The organism is Cellulophaga omnivescoria (assembly GCF_027915275.1).
GTDB classification, from domain to species: domain Bacteria; phylum Bacteroidota; class Bacteroidia; order Flavobacteriales; family Flavobacteriaceae; genus Cellulophaga; species Cellulophaga omnivescoria.
Map to the genome: position 1 here is coordinate 79,444 of NZ_CP115819.1, position 20,903 is coordinate 100,346.

Annotated in this window: 8 protein-coding genes; 6 read left to right on the plus strand and 2 right to left on the minus strand. The window is 35.4% G+C overall.

Features of this window, described 5'->3' with window-relative positions; all coding sequences use genetic code 11:
* A complete protein-coding gene (locus tag PBN93_RS00410; protein ID WP_271081169.1) occupies positions 1-1,944 on the plus strand; it encodes an OmpA family protein in 1,944 nt (647 codons plus the stop codon).
* A gap of 75 nt (positions 1,945-2,019) precedes the next feature.
* On the opposite strand, the gene PBN93_RS00415 is transcribed toward PBN93_RS00410, so the two are convergent.
* The gene (locus PBN93_RS00415; protein ID WP_077403234.1) at positions 2,020-2,598 is read right to left on the minus strand and encodes a TetR/AcrR family transcriptional regulator; all 579 of its coding nucleotides are present in this window, start codon (positions 2,596-2,598) and stop codon (positions 2,020-2,022) included.
* Between the two features lie 522 nt (positions 2,599-3,120).
* Here PBN93_RS00415 and PBN93_RS00420 point away from each other — a divergent pair.
* From PBN93_RS00420 to PBN93_RS00430, 3 genes are read left to right on the plus strand one after another with little or no spacing between them, the layout of a single operon-like run.
* Entirely contained in the window at positions 3,121-15,432 is a 12,312-nt protein-coding gene (locus tag PBN93_RS00420; protein ID WP_271081170.1) for an Ig-like domain-containing protein, read from the plus strand.
* 37 nt (positions 15,433-15,469) lie between these two features.
* Entirely contained in the window at positions 15,470-16,411 is a 942-nt protein-coding gene (locus PBN93_RS00425; RefSeq protein ID WP_077403228.1) for a PorP/SprF family type IX secretion system membrane protein, read from the plus strand.
* Positions 16,412-16,424: 13 nt separating this feature from the next.
* On the plus strand, positions 16,425-18,368 hold the full coding sequence (locus PBN93_RS00430; protein WP_271081171.1) for an OmpA family protein: 1,944 nt from the start codon (positions 16,425-16,427) through the stop codon (positions 18,366-18,368).
* Positions 18,369-18,443: 75 nt separating this feature from the next.
* Here PBN93_RS00430 and PBN93_RS00435 read toward each other — a convergent pair whose 3' ends face one another.
* On the minus strand, positions 18,444-19,022 hold the full coding sequence (locus PBN93_RS00435; protein WP_271081172.1) for a TetR/AcrR family transcriptional regulator: 579 nt from the start codon (positions 19,020-19,022) through the stop codon (positions 18,444-18,446).
* 292 nt (positions 19,023-19,314) lie between these two features.
* Between PBN93_RS00435 and PBN93_RS00440 the strand changes: the two genes are divergently transcribed.
* Entirely contained in the window at positions 19,315-20,349 is a 1,035-nt protein-coding gene (locus tag PBN93_RS00440; RefSeq protein WP_271081173.1) for a COX15/CtaA family protein, read from the plus strand.
* 25 nt (positions 20,350-20,374) lie between these two features.
* Positions 20,375-20,887, plus strand: coding sequence for an IS1096 element passenger TnpR family protein (locus PBN93_RS00445; protein ID WP_077398382.1), 513 nt, complete (start codon positions 20,375-20,377; stop codon positions 20,885-20,887).
* Positions 20,888-20,903: the final 16 nt, after the last annotated feature.

The following is a 20,903-nucleotide window of genomic DNA, read 5'->3' on the forward strand; positions in this document are numbered from 1 at the left end:
ATGAAATTTAAATACATAACACTTGCCTTTTTGTTTTGTTGTGCTTTTACAAATGCACAAACTAAAAAAGAGAAAAGGGCCGATGATAAGTTTGAAAGCTACCAATACGCAGAGGCTATTGATGTTTATGAAAGACTTATTGACCTAGGATATACTTCTGAAACAATTTACAGAAAACTAGCGAACTCTAATTACCTTAATGCTAGGTATGAAAATGCTGCTAAATGGTATGAAAAACTAGTTAATTTAGAAGGTGCTAACGTTGATCCTGAAGAAATTTACAAATATGCTTTGTCTTTAAAGTCTATTGGTCAATACAACAAATCGGACGCTTGGATGCGTAAGTTTGATGACTTAAAACAATACGATTCTAGAGCTTCATTATTTGAAAAAAACACAGATTATCTTAACGTAATTGAAAAAAACTCCGGTAGGTACAACATTAAAAATTTAGAAATGAACTCTAGTGTTTCTGAATTCTCTCCTGCTTATTATAATGATAAATTAGTTTTTTCCTCGGCAAGAGATACTGGTGTGGTGCGTAGGTCTATTCATGAATGGAACAATCAACCGTTTTTAAACCTTTATGCTGCGCAAATTAATGAAGAAGGCAACCCTATTAATGCCGATAAATTAGACCGTAAGCTAAATAAAAAAACTCACGAGTCTTCTGCCGTTTTTACCAAAGATGGAAATACTATGTATTTTACAAGAAATAACTCTGACAATGGCAGGTTTGCCCGTGATAAAGACGGCGTTAGTAGACTTAAACTATACAGAGCTACTAAGGTAAATGAACAGTGGAAAAAAATTACAGAATTACCTTTTAATGGTGATAACTATTCTGTGGCACACCCTGCCCTATCTCCAGATGAAACCAAACTCTACTTTGCTTCTGATATGCCTGGAACTCGTGGTATGTCAGACCTTTATGTGGTAGATATTATTGCCAATGGAACCTTTAGTGCTCCTAAAAATCTTGGAAATAAAATTAATACTGAATCTAGAGAAACGTTTCCTTATGTTTCTAAAAATAATATATTGTATTTTGCATCTGATGGACACCCTGGGTTAGGTGGTCTTGATATTTTTGCAACACAAATTACTGATAACTTTAACGAATCATACATCCTAAACATTGGAAAACCCGTTAACAGCAAACAAGACGATTTCTCTTTAATTTTTGATGAAGATACACAAAAAGGTTTTTTTGCTTCTAACCGGGATGGTGGTAAAGGATATGATGATATTTATGGCTTTACACAAACAAAAGAACTTAACCTTAACTGTTACAATACTATTACAGGAACTGCTGTAAACCTTAAAACTGGTGCAACTATTGCTGATGCTACAATACAAATTAAAAACAGTGAGAACAATCTAGTTTTTGAAACAAAATCTGATGCAAAAGGAAACTTTAAATTAGATGATATTTGTTGGGAAGACACCTATACTCTACTAGGAGAAAAAATAGAGTTTGAGCAAGGCGCTACTAGTTTTGCTATAGAACGCAATAAAGAAATAAAACCTGTTATTGTAAAATTAAATCCTATTAAAAAGGCTGCGCCTATTGGTACAGATTTAACTAAGTATTTAAAATTAGATCCTATTTATTTTGACCTTGATAAATCGTTTATTAGAATTGATGGGCAAATTACTATGCAACAAGTCTTTGCATACCTTAAAGAATATCCAGAGGTGGTTATTGAAGTCCGTTCACATACTGATGCCAGAGCTACTACTAAGTACAACTTAGCACTATCTAACAGAAGAGCCAAAGAAACAGTAAAATATTTACTAGACAATGGTATTGCTCCTGAACGTGTTTCTGGTAAAGGGTTTGGTGAGTCTGAGCTTACAAACAACTGTGACTCTAGCAGCAAATGTTCTGAAGAAGAACACCAAAAAAACAGAAGGTCTGAGTTTATTGTTGTTAAAAATTAAACAACAAAACATCCTATAAAAACAAAAAAGAGGAAGCTAAAAAAGCTTCCTCTTTTTTATATAAAAAACTGTAATCTATTTATTTTCTATCCCTTTAAATATAAAATCTGTTAACTGCTTTTCTATCTCTATTGGGTTTACTTTTATATCATCGTTGGTAATCATACTAAATAACCAACGCATAGAAGATATAACCATAAAAGTTGCAAATTCACTATCCATTTTACGAAGAGAACCTTCAGAGATACCTTCATCAATTATATTGCTTACAGTGCTAATATAACCACTTCTTTTTAATTTAAACTCTTCTAATTTATCTCCTTTTAAATTACGCCACTCGTATACAAAAAGAGAAACCTCATAAGGCTTATTAAGTGTATACTGAACGTGCTTAGATATTACAAACTTTAACTTTTCTACAGGAGAGTAAGAAGAATTCATAATATTATCTAAATAAACTACAAATTCTTCTAAGGTGCTAAATAAATAATCTTCTAATAAAGATTCTTTAGAATCTATATAATTGTAAACATTAGCTACTTCAAAATTTAATTCATGAGCAATGTCTCGCATTGTGGTGGCTTTAAAGCCTTTTTCACTTATTAACTTAAGTGTCTTTTCAAAAAATAATTCTTTTTTTGTAATCCTTTTCATAAAAATATGTTTGATCTTGTTTTGATTGAGACCTGTTTTTCGAGAAAAAACAAGATTCAAATATATGAACGTACGTTAACTATCCAATACAATTAACCAGACTTTAGTATTCCTTTAACTTTTAGAGCTCAAAAGATAATCTAAATATTGCATTTTGTTAACAGTTGTATTATCAAGAAAAAAATAAAAAAACAAACCAAAAAAAAATATTTACGTAGCTATACAAAGCAATGGCAAACTAAAATTACTAATAATAACTATTATTAACTATTATTAACTATTTGTAATAAATAACAAAAAATTAACAATTTCATTAAAACAATAATTGAAATAGCAATCAAAAATCGGATAAACTGTATATATATTTGCTATATTGTAATATAATTACTATAATTAATTGAAGAATTGTTAATATTAAAAAACTCTTAAAAGCTAACATATATGTAAACCAAACTTATTTATAATATTCTACACATATCGTTTTCAATTATTTAAAAGGTCCCCAGTTAAAATAATATATCTATGAGAAGAAGATTACCACCAAACCCAAAAAAATCACTTGTAAGTAAAATACTAATACTTGCAATTTTTTACTTTAGCATCCCAATAAACCTACAATCATACAATAAGACTAAAACAACTTTCTTTAGCGAAAACCTAATCTATGCAAATCCTGTATTAGATTTAAATTCCAATACTCCCGGAAACAATTATCAATTTAATGTAGATCCTACAACATCAAATGTATACCCTATAAGTATAGCGCCTACGTTAATTTCAGATGCAGGAACCATTTTAAGTGCTACTATTTCTTTAACTGGAGTAGTTGACTTTCCGAATGAAGAATTACTTGCTTTTAATGATGGTAGTGGTTTTACTCTTTTTTATTTAAACGGAACTCCACCATACCCTTCTAATACCTATAATTTTGCAGGAACAAGTATTTTAGTAACCCAAACATCGGGCACTACTTTTTTAATTACAGAATCTTCAGGAAATCCAATACCTAATGCTTCTTTTGAAGCATTTATTGCAGGAACTTATTACGGAAACTTATCCAGTTCACAAACTGACGGGCTTAGAACTGTTGATATACAAGTTACAGATACAAGTTCTCAGTCTAGTGCCTCCCAAACTCTAATTAATGTTTATACTGCCCCTGTTGCATACGATAATATTAATAGTATAAGCGCTAGTTCTACAGGTACAATAACAGGAAATGTACTAACAGATGGTACTGCTGATACCGGGAATAATATTTTTGTTTCTGAAATAGATGTTTATCCTACCCAAGTAGGAACACCGTACAACACTTTATATGGTAGTGTAACCATACAAGCAAACGGTAGTTATGTATATGATGTTAATGAGGCAAACTCATCTGTTACCGGATTAAAGAACGGAGAAATTTTACAAGACATTGTTTCTTACACCATAACAGATCAAGATGGTTTTATTGATTATGGAATTTTGTCCATAACTATTAATGGTGTAGATGAAGCTCCTATAGCCTTAGACAATACAGACGAAATAACTGTGGTTGTAGAAAATGATGTTTCTGGTAACATAATTACTGATATTGGAGTTGATGGTGCAGATTATGTAGACAGAGGTTTATCTACATTAGTTTGGGAAAACCAATTTGCAAACGGAGAAACAGTAAACGGAAAATCTAAAACAATTGGTGGTGTACAACTTGGTTTTACATCTACAGATCCTTCATCTATAGGTACAGTTAACAACCAAATAGTTTTAACTACCGCTACTAATGGAGGGCATACAGGTTACCTACTTTACCAGATAGATGCAGCTACTAACCTATCTGGAGACACAGAGTTAATTATAACTTTTAGTGAACCAGTGTTTAACTTAGGTTTTTTAATTACGGATATAGATTATTCGCAAAGTACAACTTGGCAAGATCAAATTACTATAAGAGGTTCTTTAGACGGTACAGCGTCTAACTATACGTATGTTACCACTGGTGGTGTAGTTAATACTGCTGGTAACACATTTTATGGTACAGGAAACGCTATAGAAAGTGATGCTACCGGTAACGTTAATGTATTTTTTAATGAACCTATAAACCAATTAAGGTTAGGATATAATTATGGTCCAGATGTTACCGATGCAAACCCTACTGCTCAAATAGCGGGTGTGTCTGATATTTACTGGCAAGGAGATAACCCAGACATACAAATTACAGAAATAGATGGTAGTGGCACCAATGTTAATACGGTATATACAGGAACTTATGGTACTATTACAGTAAATAGTGATGGTAGCTATACATATACTCCAGACATTAACAACACCGCTGTTGCTGGGCTATTAATTGGTCAAACACTTACCGAAACTTTTCAATACAGATTGTCTGACGGTTCTAATTCTGACACCGCTAACTTAATTATTACATTAAAAGGAAATAAAACCCCACCTACAATAGATATTACTACACCTATTGAGGGTGATGATGTTGTAAATGCATCGGAAGATAATGATGTTACCATTTCTGGTACTACCACTGGTATTGAAGACAATCAAATTGTTACCGTAACTTTTTCTGATGGTACAAATACGGTAACCACAACTGCTACGGTTAGTGGCAATGCCTGGACAGCTGCAGATGCAGATATTTCAGGCTTAACTAACGGAACAATTACTGTAACCGCAGATGTTACCGATGTTGCAGGAAACCCAGCTACGGACAATGATCCTATTACCCTAGATAACACATTACCAACTATTGATATTACAACTCCTATTGAGGGTGATGATATTGTAAATGCATCGGAAGATAATGACGTTACCATTTCTGGTACTACAACCGATGTTGAAGACGGACAAACCGTAACCGTTACTTTTTCTGATGGTACAAATACGGTAACCACAACTGCTACGGTTAGTGGTAATACTTGGACAGCTGCGGATGCAGATATTTCTGGATTGACTAACGGACCCATTACCGTTACCGCAGATGTTACCGATGTTGCTCTCAACCCAGCTACCGATAATGATCCTATTACCTTAGATAACACATTACCAACAATAGACATTACTACACCTATTGAGGGTGATAATGTAGTAAACGCTGCTGAAGATGGTGATGTTACCATTTCTGGTACTACTACCGGTGTAGAAGATAATCAGATTGTAACCGTTACTTTTTCTGATGGTACAACTACTGTAACCACAACGGCTATTGTTACTGGTAACGCTTGGACAGCTGCAGATGCAGATATTTCTGGTTTAACAAACGGACCTATTACCGTTACCGCAGATGTTACCGATGCTGCAAGTAATCCTGCTACGGATAATGATCCTATTACTCTAGATAATACATTACCAACAATAGACATAACTACACCTATTGAAGGTGATAACATAGTTAATGCATCGGAAGATAATGATGTTACCATCTCTGGTACTACTACTGATGTTGAAGACGGACAAACCGTAACCGTTACTTTTAGTGATGGTACAAATACTGTTACCACAACGGCTACTGTAACTGGTAATGCTTGGACTGCGGCAGATGGTGATATTTCGGGCTTAACAAACGGACCTATTACCGTTACTGCAGATGTTACCGATGTTGCTCTTAACCCAGCTACGGATAATGAATCTATTACATTAGATAGTACACTGCCAACAATAGATATTACAACGCCAATTGAAGGTGATAACGTAGTGAGCGGAAATGAAGATAACGATGTTACCATTTCTGGTACTACTACAGGTGTAGAAGATAACCAAACCGTAACTGTTACCTTTTCTGATGGCTCAAATACTGTAACCACTACCGCTACAGTTAGTGGTGGTAATTGGACAGCTACTGATGCAGATATCTCTGGTTTAACTAATGGACCTATTACCGTTACTGCTTATGTTACTGATGTTGCTCTTAACCCTGCTACGGATAACGACCCAATTACTCTAGATAACACATTACCAACAATAGACATAACTACACCTATTGAGGGTGATAATATTGTTAATGCAGCAGAAGATAATGATGTTACTATAACTGGTACAACTACTGGTGTAGAGAACAACCAAACAGTAACCGTTACTTTTAGTGATGGCACAAATACTGTAACCACAACTGCTACTGTTAACGCTAATTCTTGGATAGCTACAGACGCAGATATTTCAGGCTTAACTAACGGACCTATTACCGTTACCGCAGATGTTACCGATGTTGCTCTTAACCCGGCAACGGATAATGACCCTATTACTTTAGATAATTCTATTCCTGTACCAACTATAGTTATAGATAATGTAACTGCAAATAACTTGGTTACTGCTACAGAGGCTGCAAATGACATTGCAATAACTGGTACTGTAAGTGGAGACTTCAATACTGGAGATACGGTTACAATAACCGTTAACGGTACAGATTATACTGGTACTGTAGATTCTGGTGGTGTTTTTAGTATTGATGTTCCTGGTTCTGAATTACAAGAAGATGCAGATTTAACTATTGAAGGAAGTGTTACAACAACTGATGCTGCAGGAAACTCTAATTCTGCCGCTACTACTAAAACATATAACTTAGATAATGATGGCGATGGTATTACTGATAATATAGATGAAGATGACGATAATGATGGTATTACAGATGTTGTAGAAGGCACTTCAGATTTTGACAATGATGGTGTTCCTAATTATTTAGATTTGGATAGTGATAATGATGGTATACCTGATATTGTAGAAACGGGCAATGGTAACCTAGATTTAGATGGAAATGGATCTATAGACACGGGAGAAAGTAATGTTGGAACTAACGGAATTCCGGATAGCGCTGAAGATGGTGGCGTTGATGGTAATGGGGTTTCAAATGTTCCTGTTGATAGTGATGGGTCTGGAAGTCCTAATTATTTAGATATAGATTCTGATAATGATGGTATCACGGATACCGTTGAATCTCAATCTGATGCTAGTTTAGTTCAAAGTACCGGAAATGATTCTGATAACGATGGTATAGACGATGCTTTTGATACAGATAACGGTGGTTCTTTTACAAATACTCCAGAAAATACAGATGGAGACGCTAACCCAGATTATTTAGATTTAGACAGTGATGATGATGGTATTATTGATAACATTGAATGGCAATCTACTTCTGGATATGTGTTACCTAGCGTAGATGGTGACGGTAACGGACTTGCAGATAATTACGAGACTGCGGCAGGTTCTGGTGTTTCAATTAATCAGCCGGCTAATTCAGACGGTACGGATAGTCCAGATTTTAGAGATTTGGATTCTGATAATGATGGCTTAACAGATTACGTTGAAGCTTATGATGTAGACGCAGATAACTCTGCAGATACAGTACCTACCAATACTGACATTGATAATGATGGTCTAGACGACGGTTTTGATAACAGCACAACGGAACCTAATGGAATTGCAGATCCAAACGGTCCAACAAATAGCAATCAACAAGTATCAACTTTTCCTAACGATCAAGATCCTTTTACTTCTGAAGTAGATTTTAGAGACCCAACAACACACGTAGATCCTATTGATACAGATGGTGATAACGTTAATAATGATATAGATATTGACGATGATAATGATGGTATTTTAGATTATGTAGAATCTTTAGGATTTACACCTACAGATACAAAAGGTGATGCTTGTGGCATACCTGCTGGCTCATTTAATGGAGGTACATATATAGGCGGTGGATCTGGAGCGGGTACAATAGGTGCAGAATACAGATTCTCTACAGTGGTAAGTTCATCATTGGGTGTGTTAGATGCTATTGTAAGAATTACAGATATTGACAATGCAATTTTAACCTCTATAGATGACAGCTCAACTGGTAGTGCAAATGCTTGGCAACCAAGTTTTACAATTGGTGGAGGTGCCGGTGCTACTGGTGGTATATCATTTAATGTGCGTTTAGTTGCAACAGGAACAAATTTTCAAGTTAACCTAATAAGGTTTGGTGGTGTTATCTATGATATTGATGGAGCCAACGCTAGGGAAAGTGTTACCCTAACAAGACCAGGATTGTATGCTATAGACAGCAATTCGTTACTTACGGTATCAGAAAATCTAGCTACAGGTACAGCCACTTTTCAAGGACCTGCACAAACTTGGGATAATATTGATTTTGGTCCAAGATTAGCAGCTTATTTTAATTTTTATGAAACAACAAATTTAGACATCACATTTAGTGGAGAACTACAGCCTAGTTTTTCTTCTAACACTTATTTGGGGTCTGTATTGTTTCAAACTTGTGATATTAACGGTTTATATACTCCAAACAATACTACTTCTTCTAATAATACAGATGGCTCTACAACTACTGCTTCAGGACCTGGAACAGCTCCTGTTTATACTATATATCAAGGTATAGACAGTGATAATGATGGTATAGAAGATCATTTAGATATAGACTCTGATAATGATGGTATACCAGACAATGTAGAGGCACAACCTACAATAGGTTATGTGGCTCCATCAAGTACTTTTGACGCAAACGGTTTAGATACAAATTATCCTAACGGTTTAACTCCTGAAAAGACGGGTATAGATGAAATACCTGATTATTTAGATTTGGATACAGATGATGATGGATTAAGTGATACGGAAGAAGCAGGATTTAATTCCCCTTCAAACAATTTAGATTCTGATGGTGATGGTCTTTTAGATGAGTTTGATGATGTAGATACTTCAGGTGGTTTGTATGATACTAATGACGATCAAAACAATGGAGCACAAGACCTGCCAAATATTGCTATTAATGAAACACCGGAAGTAGACTACCGTGAAGCTGGTATAGCAGATAATGATAATGATGGAATTCCTGATTCGGTTGATTTAGATGATGATAACGATGGAATTCTAGATACAGCAGAAAGTCCTGGTGGCGTTGACCCTAGTGCTGACGATGACAATAATAATATACTTAATTTTAGAGACACAAATGCAACCAATGATTTAAACAATGATGGTATTGTTGATGCATTTGACACTGATGGTGATGGTGTTCCTAACCATTTTGACTTAGATGCTGATAATGATGGTATTTACGATACTGTTGAGTCCGGAAGCAACCAAGCACACTCCAACGGAATAGTAAATGGTGCTGTTGGCACAGACGGTGTTCCTAATAGTGTACAAGATAGCGGACAAGAAAACAGCGGAACAGTTAACTATACTTTAGCTGACTCTGAAAGTACTCCAGACGGAATACCTGACTTTTTAGAATTAGATGCGGATGGTGATTTATGTAATGATGTTACTGAAGCTGGTTTTACAGATCCTAATGGAGATGGTATACTTGGTGACACACCAACAACTGTAAATGCTAACGGAATTGTTATTGATACTGATGTTACAGATGGCTATACCGTTCCTAACAATCTAGACAGCGCAAGTAATTCGCAGTACGATTTTCAACAACCTGGAGTTGCTCCTACTATTGCCAATGCTGCAGACCAACCACAGGACATTATTACAAATGCAGATACATCAGAGTCCTTTTCGGTAACTGCTACGGGAACAAACTTGTTATACCAATGGCAAGTAGATGATCAATCAGGAAGTGGGTTTGTAGATATTGACGATACAAACACTGCTGATATATATACAGGAAGTACCTCGCCTACTTTAACCTTATCTGGAATTACCGTTACTGAAGACGGATATCAATATAGAGTAATAGTTACAGAGCTTTCATATGTATGTTCTCCGGTGGTATCTAACCCTGCTTTACTAACTGTAGATGTAACTAACCCTGTAATTGCTATAGATGTTGTTGCCGTAGATGATATTATAAATGCAGTAGAAGATAATTCACCTGTAACAATTTCTGGTACTACGGATGCTGAAGACGGACAGACTGTAACTGTTAACCTAAACGGTAGCACTTACACTGCTATTGTTTCATCAGGAACTTGGACATTAGATATAACTGCTGCAGATGCTCAAGCACTTGATGCTTTAGAAACAATAATAGCTAACGTATCTGACCTAGCTGGTAACCCTGCTACCCAAGCAACAAGAGATATTATACACGATGTAGATGCCACAATAGATATAACTACACCTATAGAAGGTGATGATATTATAAATGCTGCTGAAGATAATGACGTTACCATTTCTGGTACTACAACCGATGTTGAGGACGGACAAACTGTAACCGTTACTTTTAGTGATGGTACAAATACGGTAACCACAACGGCTACTGTAACCGGTAATGCTTGGACAGCCGCAGACGCAGATATTTCAGGCTTAACTAACGGAACAATTACCGTTACAGCAGATGTTACAGATGTTGCAGGAAACCCTGCTACGGACAACGACCCTGTTACGCTTGAAAATTCGGTGCCAACTATAGACATCACAACTCCTATTGAAGGTGATAATATTGTAAATGCTTCTGAAGATAATGATGTTACCATTTCTGGTACAACTACCGATGTCGAAGATAATCAAACTGTAACAGTCACTTTTAGCGATGGTACAAATACGGTAACCACAACGGCTACTGTAACTGGTAATGCTTGGACTGCGGCAGATGCAGATATTTCGGGCTTAACTAATGGTTCTATTACTGTAACCGCAGATGTTACAGATGTTGCAGGAAACCCTGCTACGGACAATGATCCTGTAACTTTGGATAACACATTACCAACTATTGATATTACAACTCCTATTGAGGGTGATGATGTTGTAAATGCTGCAGAAGATGGTGATGTAACTATTTCTGGTACAACAACCGATGTTGAGGACGGACAAACCGTAAACGTAACTTTTAGTGATGGTACAAATACGGTAATCACAACTGCTACTGTAACTGGTAATACTTGGACTGCGGCAGATGCAGATATTTCGGGCTTAATTAACGGAACAATTACTGTAACCGCAGATGTTACAGATGTTGCAGGAAATCCTGCTACGGACAACGACCCTGTTACGCTTGAAAATTCAGTGCCAACTATAGACATCACAACACCTATTGAGGGTGATAATGTAGTTAATGCGTCGGAGGATAATGACGTTACCATTTCTGGTACTACCACAGGTGTTGAGGATAATCAAATTGTAACAGTTACGTTTAGTGACGGCACAAATACTGTGACTACCACAGCTACTGTATCTGGTAATACCTGGACAGCAACAGACGCAGATATTTCTGGCTTAACTAACGGAACAATTACTGTAACTGCAGATGTTACCGATGTAGCTCTTAACCCAGCTACGGACAATGATCCTATTACTCTAGATAATACATTACCAACTATAGATATTACAACACCTATTGAGGGTGATAATATCGTTAATGCGTCCGAAGACAAAAATGTTACAATCTCTGGTACTACTACAGATGTTGAAGACGGACAAACAGTAACCGTTACTTTTAGTGATGGTACAAATACGGTAACCACAACGGCTACTGTTACTGGTAATGCTTGGACTGCGGCAGATGCAGATTTATCAGGACTTAATAATGGTGCTATTACCGTTACCGCAGATGTTACAGATGTTGCTCTTAACCCGGCTACGGACAATGATCCTGTTACTCTAGATAACACATTACCAACTATTAATATTACAACGCCTATTGAGGGTGATAATGTAGTTAATGCATCGGAAGATGGTGATGTAACTATTTCTGGTACTACCACAGGTGTTGAGGATAATCAAATTGTTACAGTCACTTTCAGTGACGGCACAAATACTGTGACTACAACAGCTACTGTATCTGGTAATACCTGGACGGCAACAGATGCAGATATCTCTGGATTGACTAACGGACCTATTACCATTACCGCAGATGTTACCGATGTAGCTCTTAATCCTGCTACGGACAACGATCCTGTTACTTTAGATAACACATTACCAACTATTAATATTACAACACCTATTGAGGGTGATAATGTTGTAAATGCATCGGAAGATAATGATGTTACCATTTCTGGTACTACCACAGGTGTTGAGGATAATCAAATTGTAACAGTCACTTTCAGTGACGGCACAAATACTGTGACCACCACAGCTACTGTATCTAGTAATACTTGGACGGCAACAGATGCAGATATCTCTGGTTTAACAAACGGACCTATTACAGTTACCGCAGATGTTACCGATGTTGCTCTTAATCCTGCTACGGATAATGATCCAATTACCTTAGATAATACATTACCAACAATAGACATAACTACACCTATTGAGGGTGATGATGTTGTAAATGCATCGGAAGATGGTGATGTAACTATTTCTGGTACTACCACAGGTGTTGAGGATAATCAAATTGTTACAGTCACTTTCAGTGACGGCACAAATACTGTGACTACCACAGCTACTGTGTCTGGTAATACTTGGACGGCAACAGATGCAGATATTTCTGGATTGACTAACGGACCTATTACCGTTACCGCAGATGTTACCGATGTAGCTCTTAATCCTGCTACGGACAACGATCCTGTTACTTTAGATAACACATTACCAACTATTAATATTACAACACCTATTGAGGGTGATAATGTAGTTAATGCATCGGAAGATAATGACGTTACCATTTCTGGTACTACCACAGGTGTTGAGGATAATCAAATTGTAACAGTCACTTTCAGTGACGGCACAAATACTGTGACCACCACAGCTACTGTATCTAGTAATACTTGGACGGCAACAGATGCAGATATCTCTGGTTTAACAAACGGACCTATTACAGTTACCGCAGATGTTACCGATGTTGCTCTTAATCCTGCTACGGATAATGATCCAATTACCTTAGATAATACATTACCAACAATAGACATAACTACACCTATTGAGGGTGATGATGTTGTAAATGCATCGGAAGATAATGATGTTTCCGTTTCTGGTACTACTACTGATGTTGAGGATGGACAAACTGTAACAGTAACTTTTTCTGATGGTACAAATACGGTAACCACAACGGCTACTGTTACTGGTAATGCTTGGACTGCGGCAGATGCAGATATTTCTGGTTTGATTAACGGACCTATTACCGTTACCGCAGAGGTTACCGATGTTGCACTTAATCCTGCTACGGATAATAATCCTGTTACTCTAGATAACACATTACCAACTATTGATATTACAACTCCTATTGAAGGTGATGATGTTGTAAATGCTGCAGAAGATGGTGATGTTACCATTTCTGGTACTACTACTGATGTTGAGGATGGACAAACTGTAACAGTAACTTTTTCTGATGGTACAAATACGGTAATCACTACGGCTACTGTTACTGGTAATGCTTGGACTGCGGCAGATGCAGATATATCGGGCTTAACTAATGGTTCTATTACTGTAACCGCAGAGGTTACCGATGTTGCACTTAATCCTGCTACGGATAATGATCCTATTATTCTAGATAACACATTACCAACTATTGATATTACAACACCTATTGAAGGTGATGATGTTGTAAATGCATCGGAAGATGGTGATGTAACTATTTCTGGTATTACTACCGATGTTGAAGACGGACAAACTGTAACAGTAACTTTTTCTGATGGTACAAATACAGTAACCACAACGGCTACTGTTACTGGTAATACTTGGACTGCAGCAGATGCAGATATTTCGGGCTTAACTAACGGAATAATTACTGTAACCGCTGATGTTACCGATGTTGCTCTTAACCCAGCTACAGACAATGATCCTATTACTTTAGATAATTCACAGCCAATTGTAGATAGCTTTAGTACTTCAGATATTAATCCAGTATTAACAGGTCAAGGAGATGCTAATGAGGCTCTTATTATTGAACTTGACACAAATGGTGATAATATAATAGATGTTACATATGCCGTTACAACTGACTCTGCAGGAAACTGGAGTTTAGATACTGAAACGCAATCGCCAATTAACGGTTCTTTTCCGGTATTGACTGATGAGGATGTTATAGATATTATTACAACTGATAATGCCGGCAACAGGGGTACTGGAGCTGTTACTATATCTGTAGACTCAGATGGTGATGGACTTACAAATAATGAAGAGGCTACTTTAGGCACAGACCCTAATAACCCTGATACAGATGGCGATGGGATTTCTGACGGACAAGAAATTACAGATGGTACAGATCCTTTAGACGATTGCGATTCTGTAGGTGGTACACCTTTACCAACTAGTGATTGTGATATGGATGGGTTAACTAATGCTGAAGAAGCTTCCATTGGAACTGATCCTAATAATTCTGATTCTGATAATGATGGACTTTTAGATGGTGAAGAAGTAACTTTAGGTACAGATCCTAACAATCCTGATACAGATGGTGATACCATTTTAGACGGACAAGAAGTTACCGATAATACCAACCCGCTTGATGATTGTGAGTCTAACGGTGGTACTCCTCTAGACTCTAGTGATTGTGATATGGACGGATTAACTAACGCGGAAGAAGCGGCTTTAGGTACTGATCCTTTTAACCCAGATTCAGATGGTGATTTAATTTTAGATGGTAAAGAAGTAGATGATGAAACAAACCCACTTGATCCTTGTGATAATATTGGTGGTACTCCTCCTGAAGGTTCGGCTTGTGATATCTCTATTTACAACGACCTTGTGGGGCCTGGTGTAGATGACGGTTACTTTAGAATTATTAATATTGAGCAGTTCCCTAACAATACTGTACAAATCTACAACAGATGGGGTGTTCTTGTTTTTGAAACTAATGGATATGATCGTGGTTCTAACGTTTTTAGAGGTATATCTAACGGGAGAGTCGTAATTAATAAAAATGAAGAACTTCCTGCTGGTGTTTACTACTACATTATTAATTACAATAATAACGGACTAAACAAATCTAAAGCCGGATATTTATATCTAAATAGGTAACTTTAAACACAACCATTAAACGCATAAATCATAAATTATGAAAAAATTATTTGTTAGTATTGTTCTTATTTTTCTTGCTGTGCAGAACTCTTCTGCTCAACAAGATGCTCAATACACCCAATATATGTATAACACCATTGCTATTAACCCTGCATACGCTGGATCTAGAGGTGTATTTAGTATTGCTGCACTGCATAGATCGCAATGGGTAGGACTTGATGGTGCGCCTACTACTCAAACTCTTAACCTTAACTCTCCTGTCTCTAGAAGAGTGGGACTTGGACTTTCTGTAGTTCATGATGAAATTGGTAACGGTACCAATCAAGATACGTACATAGATGCTGCTTTCTCATATACAGTTCCTACTGGGGATCAAGGTAAACTATCGTTTGGACTTAAAGCTGGTGGGCATTTCTTAAATCTTGACTTTTCTAAACTTGCTAATTACAGGCAAGAGTCTACCCCTGCTGGATATGATGATATCGAGAAAAAATTCTCCCCTAATTTTGGAGCTGGTATCTATTACCATACTGATAAATTCTATGCGGGTATATCGGTACCTAACTTTTTAGAAACCGAACATTTTGATAATTCAGAAGGACAAAACAGTTCTTTTGTTGCCGTAGAGCGTATGAACTTGTATTTAATTACAGGATATGTTTTTGAACTTAATAGAGACTTAAAACTTAAACCTGCGGCACTTATTAAAGCGGTTAAAGGAGCGCCATTACAAGCAGATTTATCCGCTACTTTTTTACTTAAAGATAAATTTAGCTTTGGAGCGGCTTACCGTTGGGATGCGGCTCTTAGTGCGCTGGTGGGATTTCAACTTAGTGACCAATTAATGCTTGGTTTAGCCTATGATAAAGAAACCACAGACCTTGGAAACACATCTTTTAACGATGGCTCTTTTGAAGTATTTTTAAGGTACGAGCTAAGATCAAGATATAAAAAAGTAATTACCCCTAGATTCTTCTAAAAAAACAAAACAAATGAAATTTAAATACATAACACTTGCCTTTTTGTTTTGTTGTGCTTTTACAAATGCACAAACTAAAAAAGAGAAAAGGGCCGATGATAAGTTTGAAAGCTACCAATACGCAGAGGCTATTGACGTTTATGAAAGACTTATTGACCTAGGATATACTTCTGAAACAATTTACAGAAAACTAGCGAACTCTAATTACCTTAATGCTAGGTATGAAAATGCTGCTAAATGGTATGAAAAACTAGTTAATTTAGAAGGTGCTAACGTTGATCCTGAAGAAATTTACAAATATGCTTTGTCTTTAAAGTCTATTGGTCAATACAACAAGTCGGACGCTTGGATGCGTAAGTTTGATGACTTAAAACAATACGATTCTAGAGCTTCATTATTTGAAAACAACACAGATTATCTTAACGTAATTGAAAAAAACTCCGGTAGGTACAACATTAAAAATTTAGAAATGAACTCTAGTGTTTCTGAATTCTCTCCTGCTTATTATAATGATAAATTAGTTTTTTCCTCGGCAAGAGATACTGGTGTGGTGCGTAGATCTATTCATGAATGGAACAATCAACCGTTTTTAAACCTTTATGCTGCGCAAATTAATGAAGAAGGCAACCCTATTAATGCCGATAAATTAGACCGTAAGCTAAATAAAAAAACTCACGAGTCTTCTGCCGTTTTTACCAAAGATGGAAATACTATGTATTTTACAAGAAATAACTCTGACAATGGCAGGTTTGCCCGTGATAAAGACGGCGTTAGTAGACTTAAACTATACAGAGCTACTAAGGTAAATGAGCAGTGGAAAAAAATTACAGAATTACCTTTTAATGGTGATAACTATTCTGTAGCACACCCTGCCCTATCTCCAGATGAAACCAAACTCTACTTTGCTTCTGATATGCCTGGAACTCGTGGTATGTCAGACCTTTATGTGGTAGATATTATTGCCGATGGAACCTTTAGTGCTCCTAAAAATCTTGGAAATAAAATTAATACTGAATCTAGAGAAACGTTTCCTTATGTTTCTAAAAATAATATATTGTATTTTGCATCTGATGGACACCCTGGGTTAGGTGGTCTTGATATTTTTGCAACACAAATTACTGATAACTTTAACGAATCATACATCCTAAACATTGGAAAACCCGTTAACAGCAAACAAGACGATTTCTCTTTAATTTTTGATGAAGATACACAAAAAGGTTTTTTTGCTTCTAACCGGGATGGTGGTAAAGGATATGATGATATTTATAGCTTTACACAAACAAAAGAACTTAACCTTAACTGTTACAATACTATTACAGGAACTGCTGTAAACCTTAAAACTGGTGCAACTATTGCTGATGCTACAATACAAATTAAAAACAGTGAGAACAATCTAGTTTTTGAAACAAAATCTGATGCAAAAGGAAACTTTAAATTAGATGATATTTGTTGGGAAGACACCTATACTCTACTAGGAGAAAAAATAGAGTTTGAGCAAGGCGCTACTAGTTTTGCTATAGAACGCAATAAAGAAATAAAACCTGTTATTGTAAAATTAAATCCTATTAAAAAGGCTGCGCCTATTGGTACAGATTTAACTAAGTACTTAAAACTAGATCCTATTTATTTTGACCTAGATAAATCGTTTATTAGAATTGATGGGCAAATTACTATGCAACAAGTCTTTGCATACCTTAAAGAATATCCAGAGGTGGTTATTGAAGTCCGTTCACATACTGATGCCAGAGCTACTACTAAGTACAACTTAGCACTATCTAACAGAAGAGCCAAAGAAACAGTAAAATATTTACTAGACAATGGTATTGCTCCTGAACGTGTTTCTGGTAAAGGGTTTGGTGAGTCTGAGCTTACAAACAACTGTGACTCTAACAGCAAATGTTCTGAAGAAGAACATCAAAAAAACAGAAGGTCTGAGTTTATTGTTGTTAAAAATTAAACAACAAAACATCCTATAAAAACAAAAAAGAGGAAGCTAAAAAAGCTTCCTCTTTTTTATAATAAACACATTTAATTATTTATTCTCTATCCCTTTAAATATAAAATCTGTTAACTGCTTTTCTATCTCTATTGGGTTTACTTTTATATCATCATTAGTAATCATACTAAATAACCAACGCATAGATGAGAAAAACATAAACGTTGCAAACTCACCATCCATTTCTCTTAGTTGCCCTTCACTAATACCTTCTTCAATGATTTGACGCACGGTATACATATAATTACTTCTTTTTTCCTTAAACTCCTGTAATTTATCTCCTTTTAAATTACGCCACTCGTATACAAAAAGTGCTACCTCATAAGGCTTGTTTATTGCATATTGGGCGTGCTTAGATATTACAAACTTTAACTTTTCTACAGGAGAGTAAGAAGAATTCATAATATTATCTAAATAAACTACAAATTCTTCTAAGGTGCTAAATAAATAATCTTCTAGTAAAGATTCTTTAGAATCTATATAATTGTAAACATTAGCTACTTCAAAATTTAATTCATGAGCAATGTCTCGCATTGTGGTGGCCTTAAAGCCTTTTTCACTTATTAACTTAAGTGTCTTTTCAAAAAATAATTCTTTTTTTGTCAATTTTTTCATAGTAAATAGGTTGTTAATATGGGGAGTATTAATTTTAATAATAATTACAATATTATATCATAAGTCAAATATATGAACATACGTTAACTTCACAAGCATTGCTGTGTTAAAAAACAGTAGAATTAAAGTTTTTTTTTTAACAACAAAGAATACAAACAACAACCAAGAGGTTAACTACGTTTAAATAAAAAAACTAAAGCCACTACAAAAAGATAACTTTATTAGCTTTTAATGCTTCTTTTAAAACCAAAAGAGACGTATTTTTGCAGTATACTTTAGACTTCCAAAAAAAATGCAAAAAACATTTATAAAAACAGCTAAATTATCTTTAATATTGGTGTACTTGGTTATTATTGCTGGTGCAGTAGTAAGGATGACAGGTAGTGGAATGGGATGCCCAGATTGGCCAAAATGTTTTGGACAATATATACCGCCAACTAACATTACCGAATTGCAATGGCAGCCGTTTTCTTTTTTTAAAAAAGGAGAAGTAATTATAGTAGATAAAACATTACAAGTTGCCACTAGAGATGTTACAACTAAAGCCCAGTTTAACATTAAAAATTGGGAAGCATATACCAAACATGACTACGCAACCTTTAATGCCACACATACTTGGATAGAGTACATAAACAGACTTTTTGGTGCATTAGCAGGATTAGCTACCTTGGTTTTAGCCTTGCTATCATTAAAATATTGGAAAACTAAAAAAATAGTAACCTTACTTTCTTGGGCTATAGTTTTTGCTATGGTTTTTCAGGCTTGGTTAGGGGCAACAGTAGTCTATTCAGTTTTAAACCCCGTTAAAATAACTGTACATATGGTTATGGCTTTAGCCATAGTTGCAATGTTGCTCTATTTAATTTATACTGTAAATAAAACAGTAAACAATAGAACTCAAGACAAAAAAACCAAACAATTAATAATTATTACTTTACTATTAACCTTAGTACAAATAATACTAGGCACACAAGTAAGGCAAATGGTAGATGACCAAGCAGATATAGTTGGCGAAACCGCTAAACATCTTTGGTTAAACAATGTTACTATTACTTTTTACATTCACAGATCTTTTTCTATTATTGTACTACTATTAAACGCATACTTGTTTTACAGAATACACAAATTAAAATTAGGATTAAGTAAAATAAACTGGGTATTATTATTGTTATTGCTAGAGATTATAACTGGTGTAGCTATGAATTATATTCATTTTCCGTTTGGTAGCCAAACCCTTCACCTAGTTTTAGCCTCATTACTATTTGGAGTTCAATTTTATATGGTATTAGAACTAGCAAATACGGCTAAAAGAGATAAAACTTTGTAACTTTGCAACCCGCAAAATTTAAAAAATGATTTATAAAATTAGAATTATCTTAGATGCTAAAGATGATGTATTCCGAGATTTAGAAATTGAAGATAGTAATACTCTAGAAGATTTACACAACGCCATAACACAAGCTTTTGGTTTTTTAGGAAGCGAAATGGCATCTTTTTATACTTGTGATGAAGAATGGAACCAAGACGAAGAAATTGCACTTTTTGATATGAGTGAAAATGGTTCTGATGTTAAACTAATGAACGAAATATTTTTAGAAGATATACTTACTGAAAAAACACCTAAACTAATTTATGTGTATGATTTTTTAAGTATGTGGACTTTCTTTGTAGAGCTTGCTGATATTGTAGATAACGAAGACGGTATAACCTACCCTAATGTATTGTTTAGTTTTGGAGAATTACCAGATAGTCCGCCAGAAAAAAACTTTGAAGCAGACAATTTAGAAGGTGATGATTTTGATGAAAATTACACAGACGATCTAGGTAGTTATGAAGATTTAGATTTTGATGAAAATTGGAACTAATTTTAAGTACAAATAA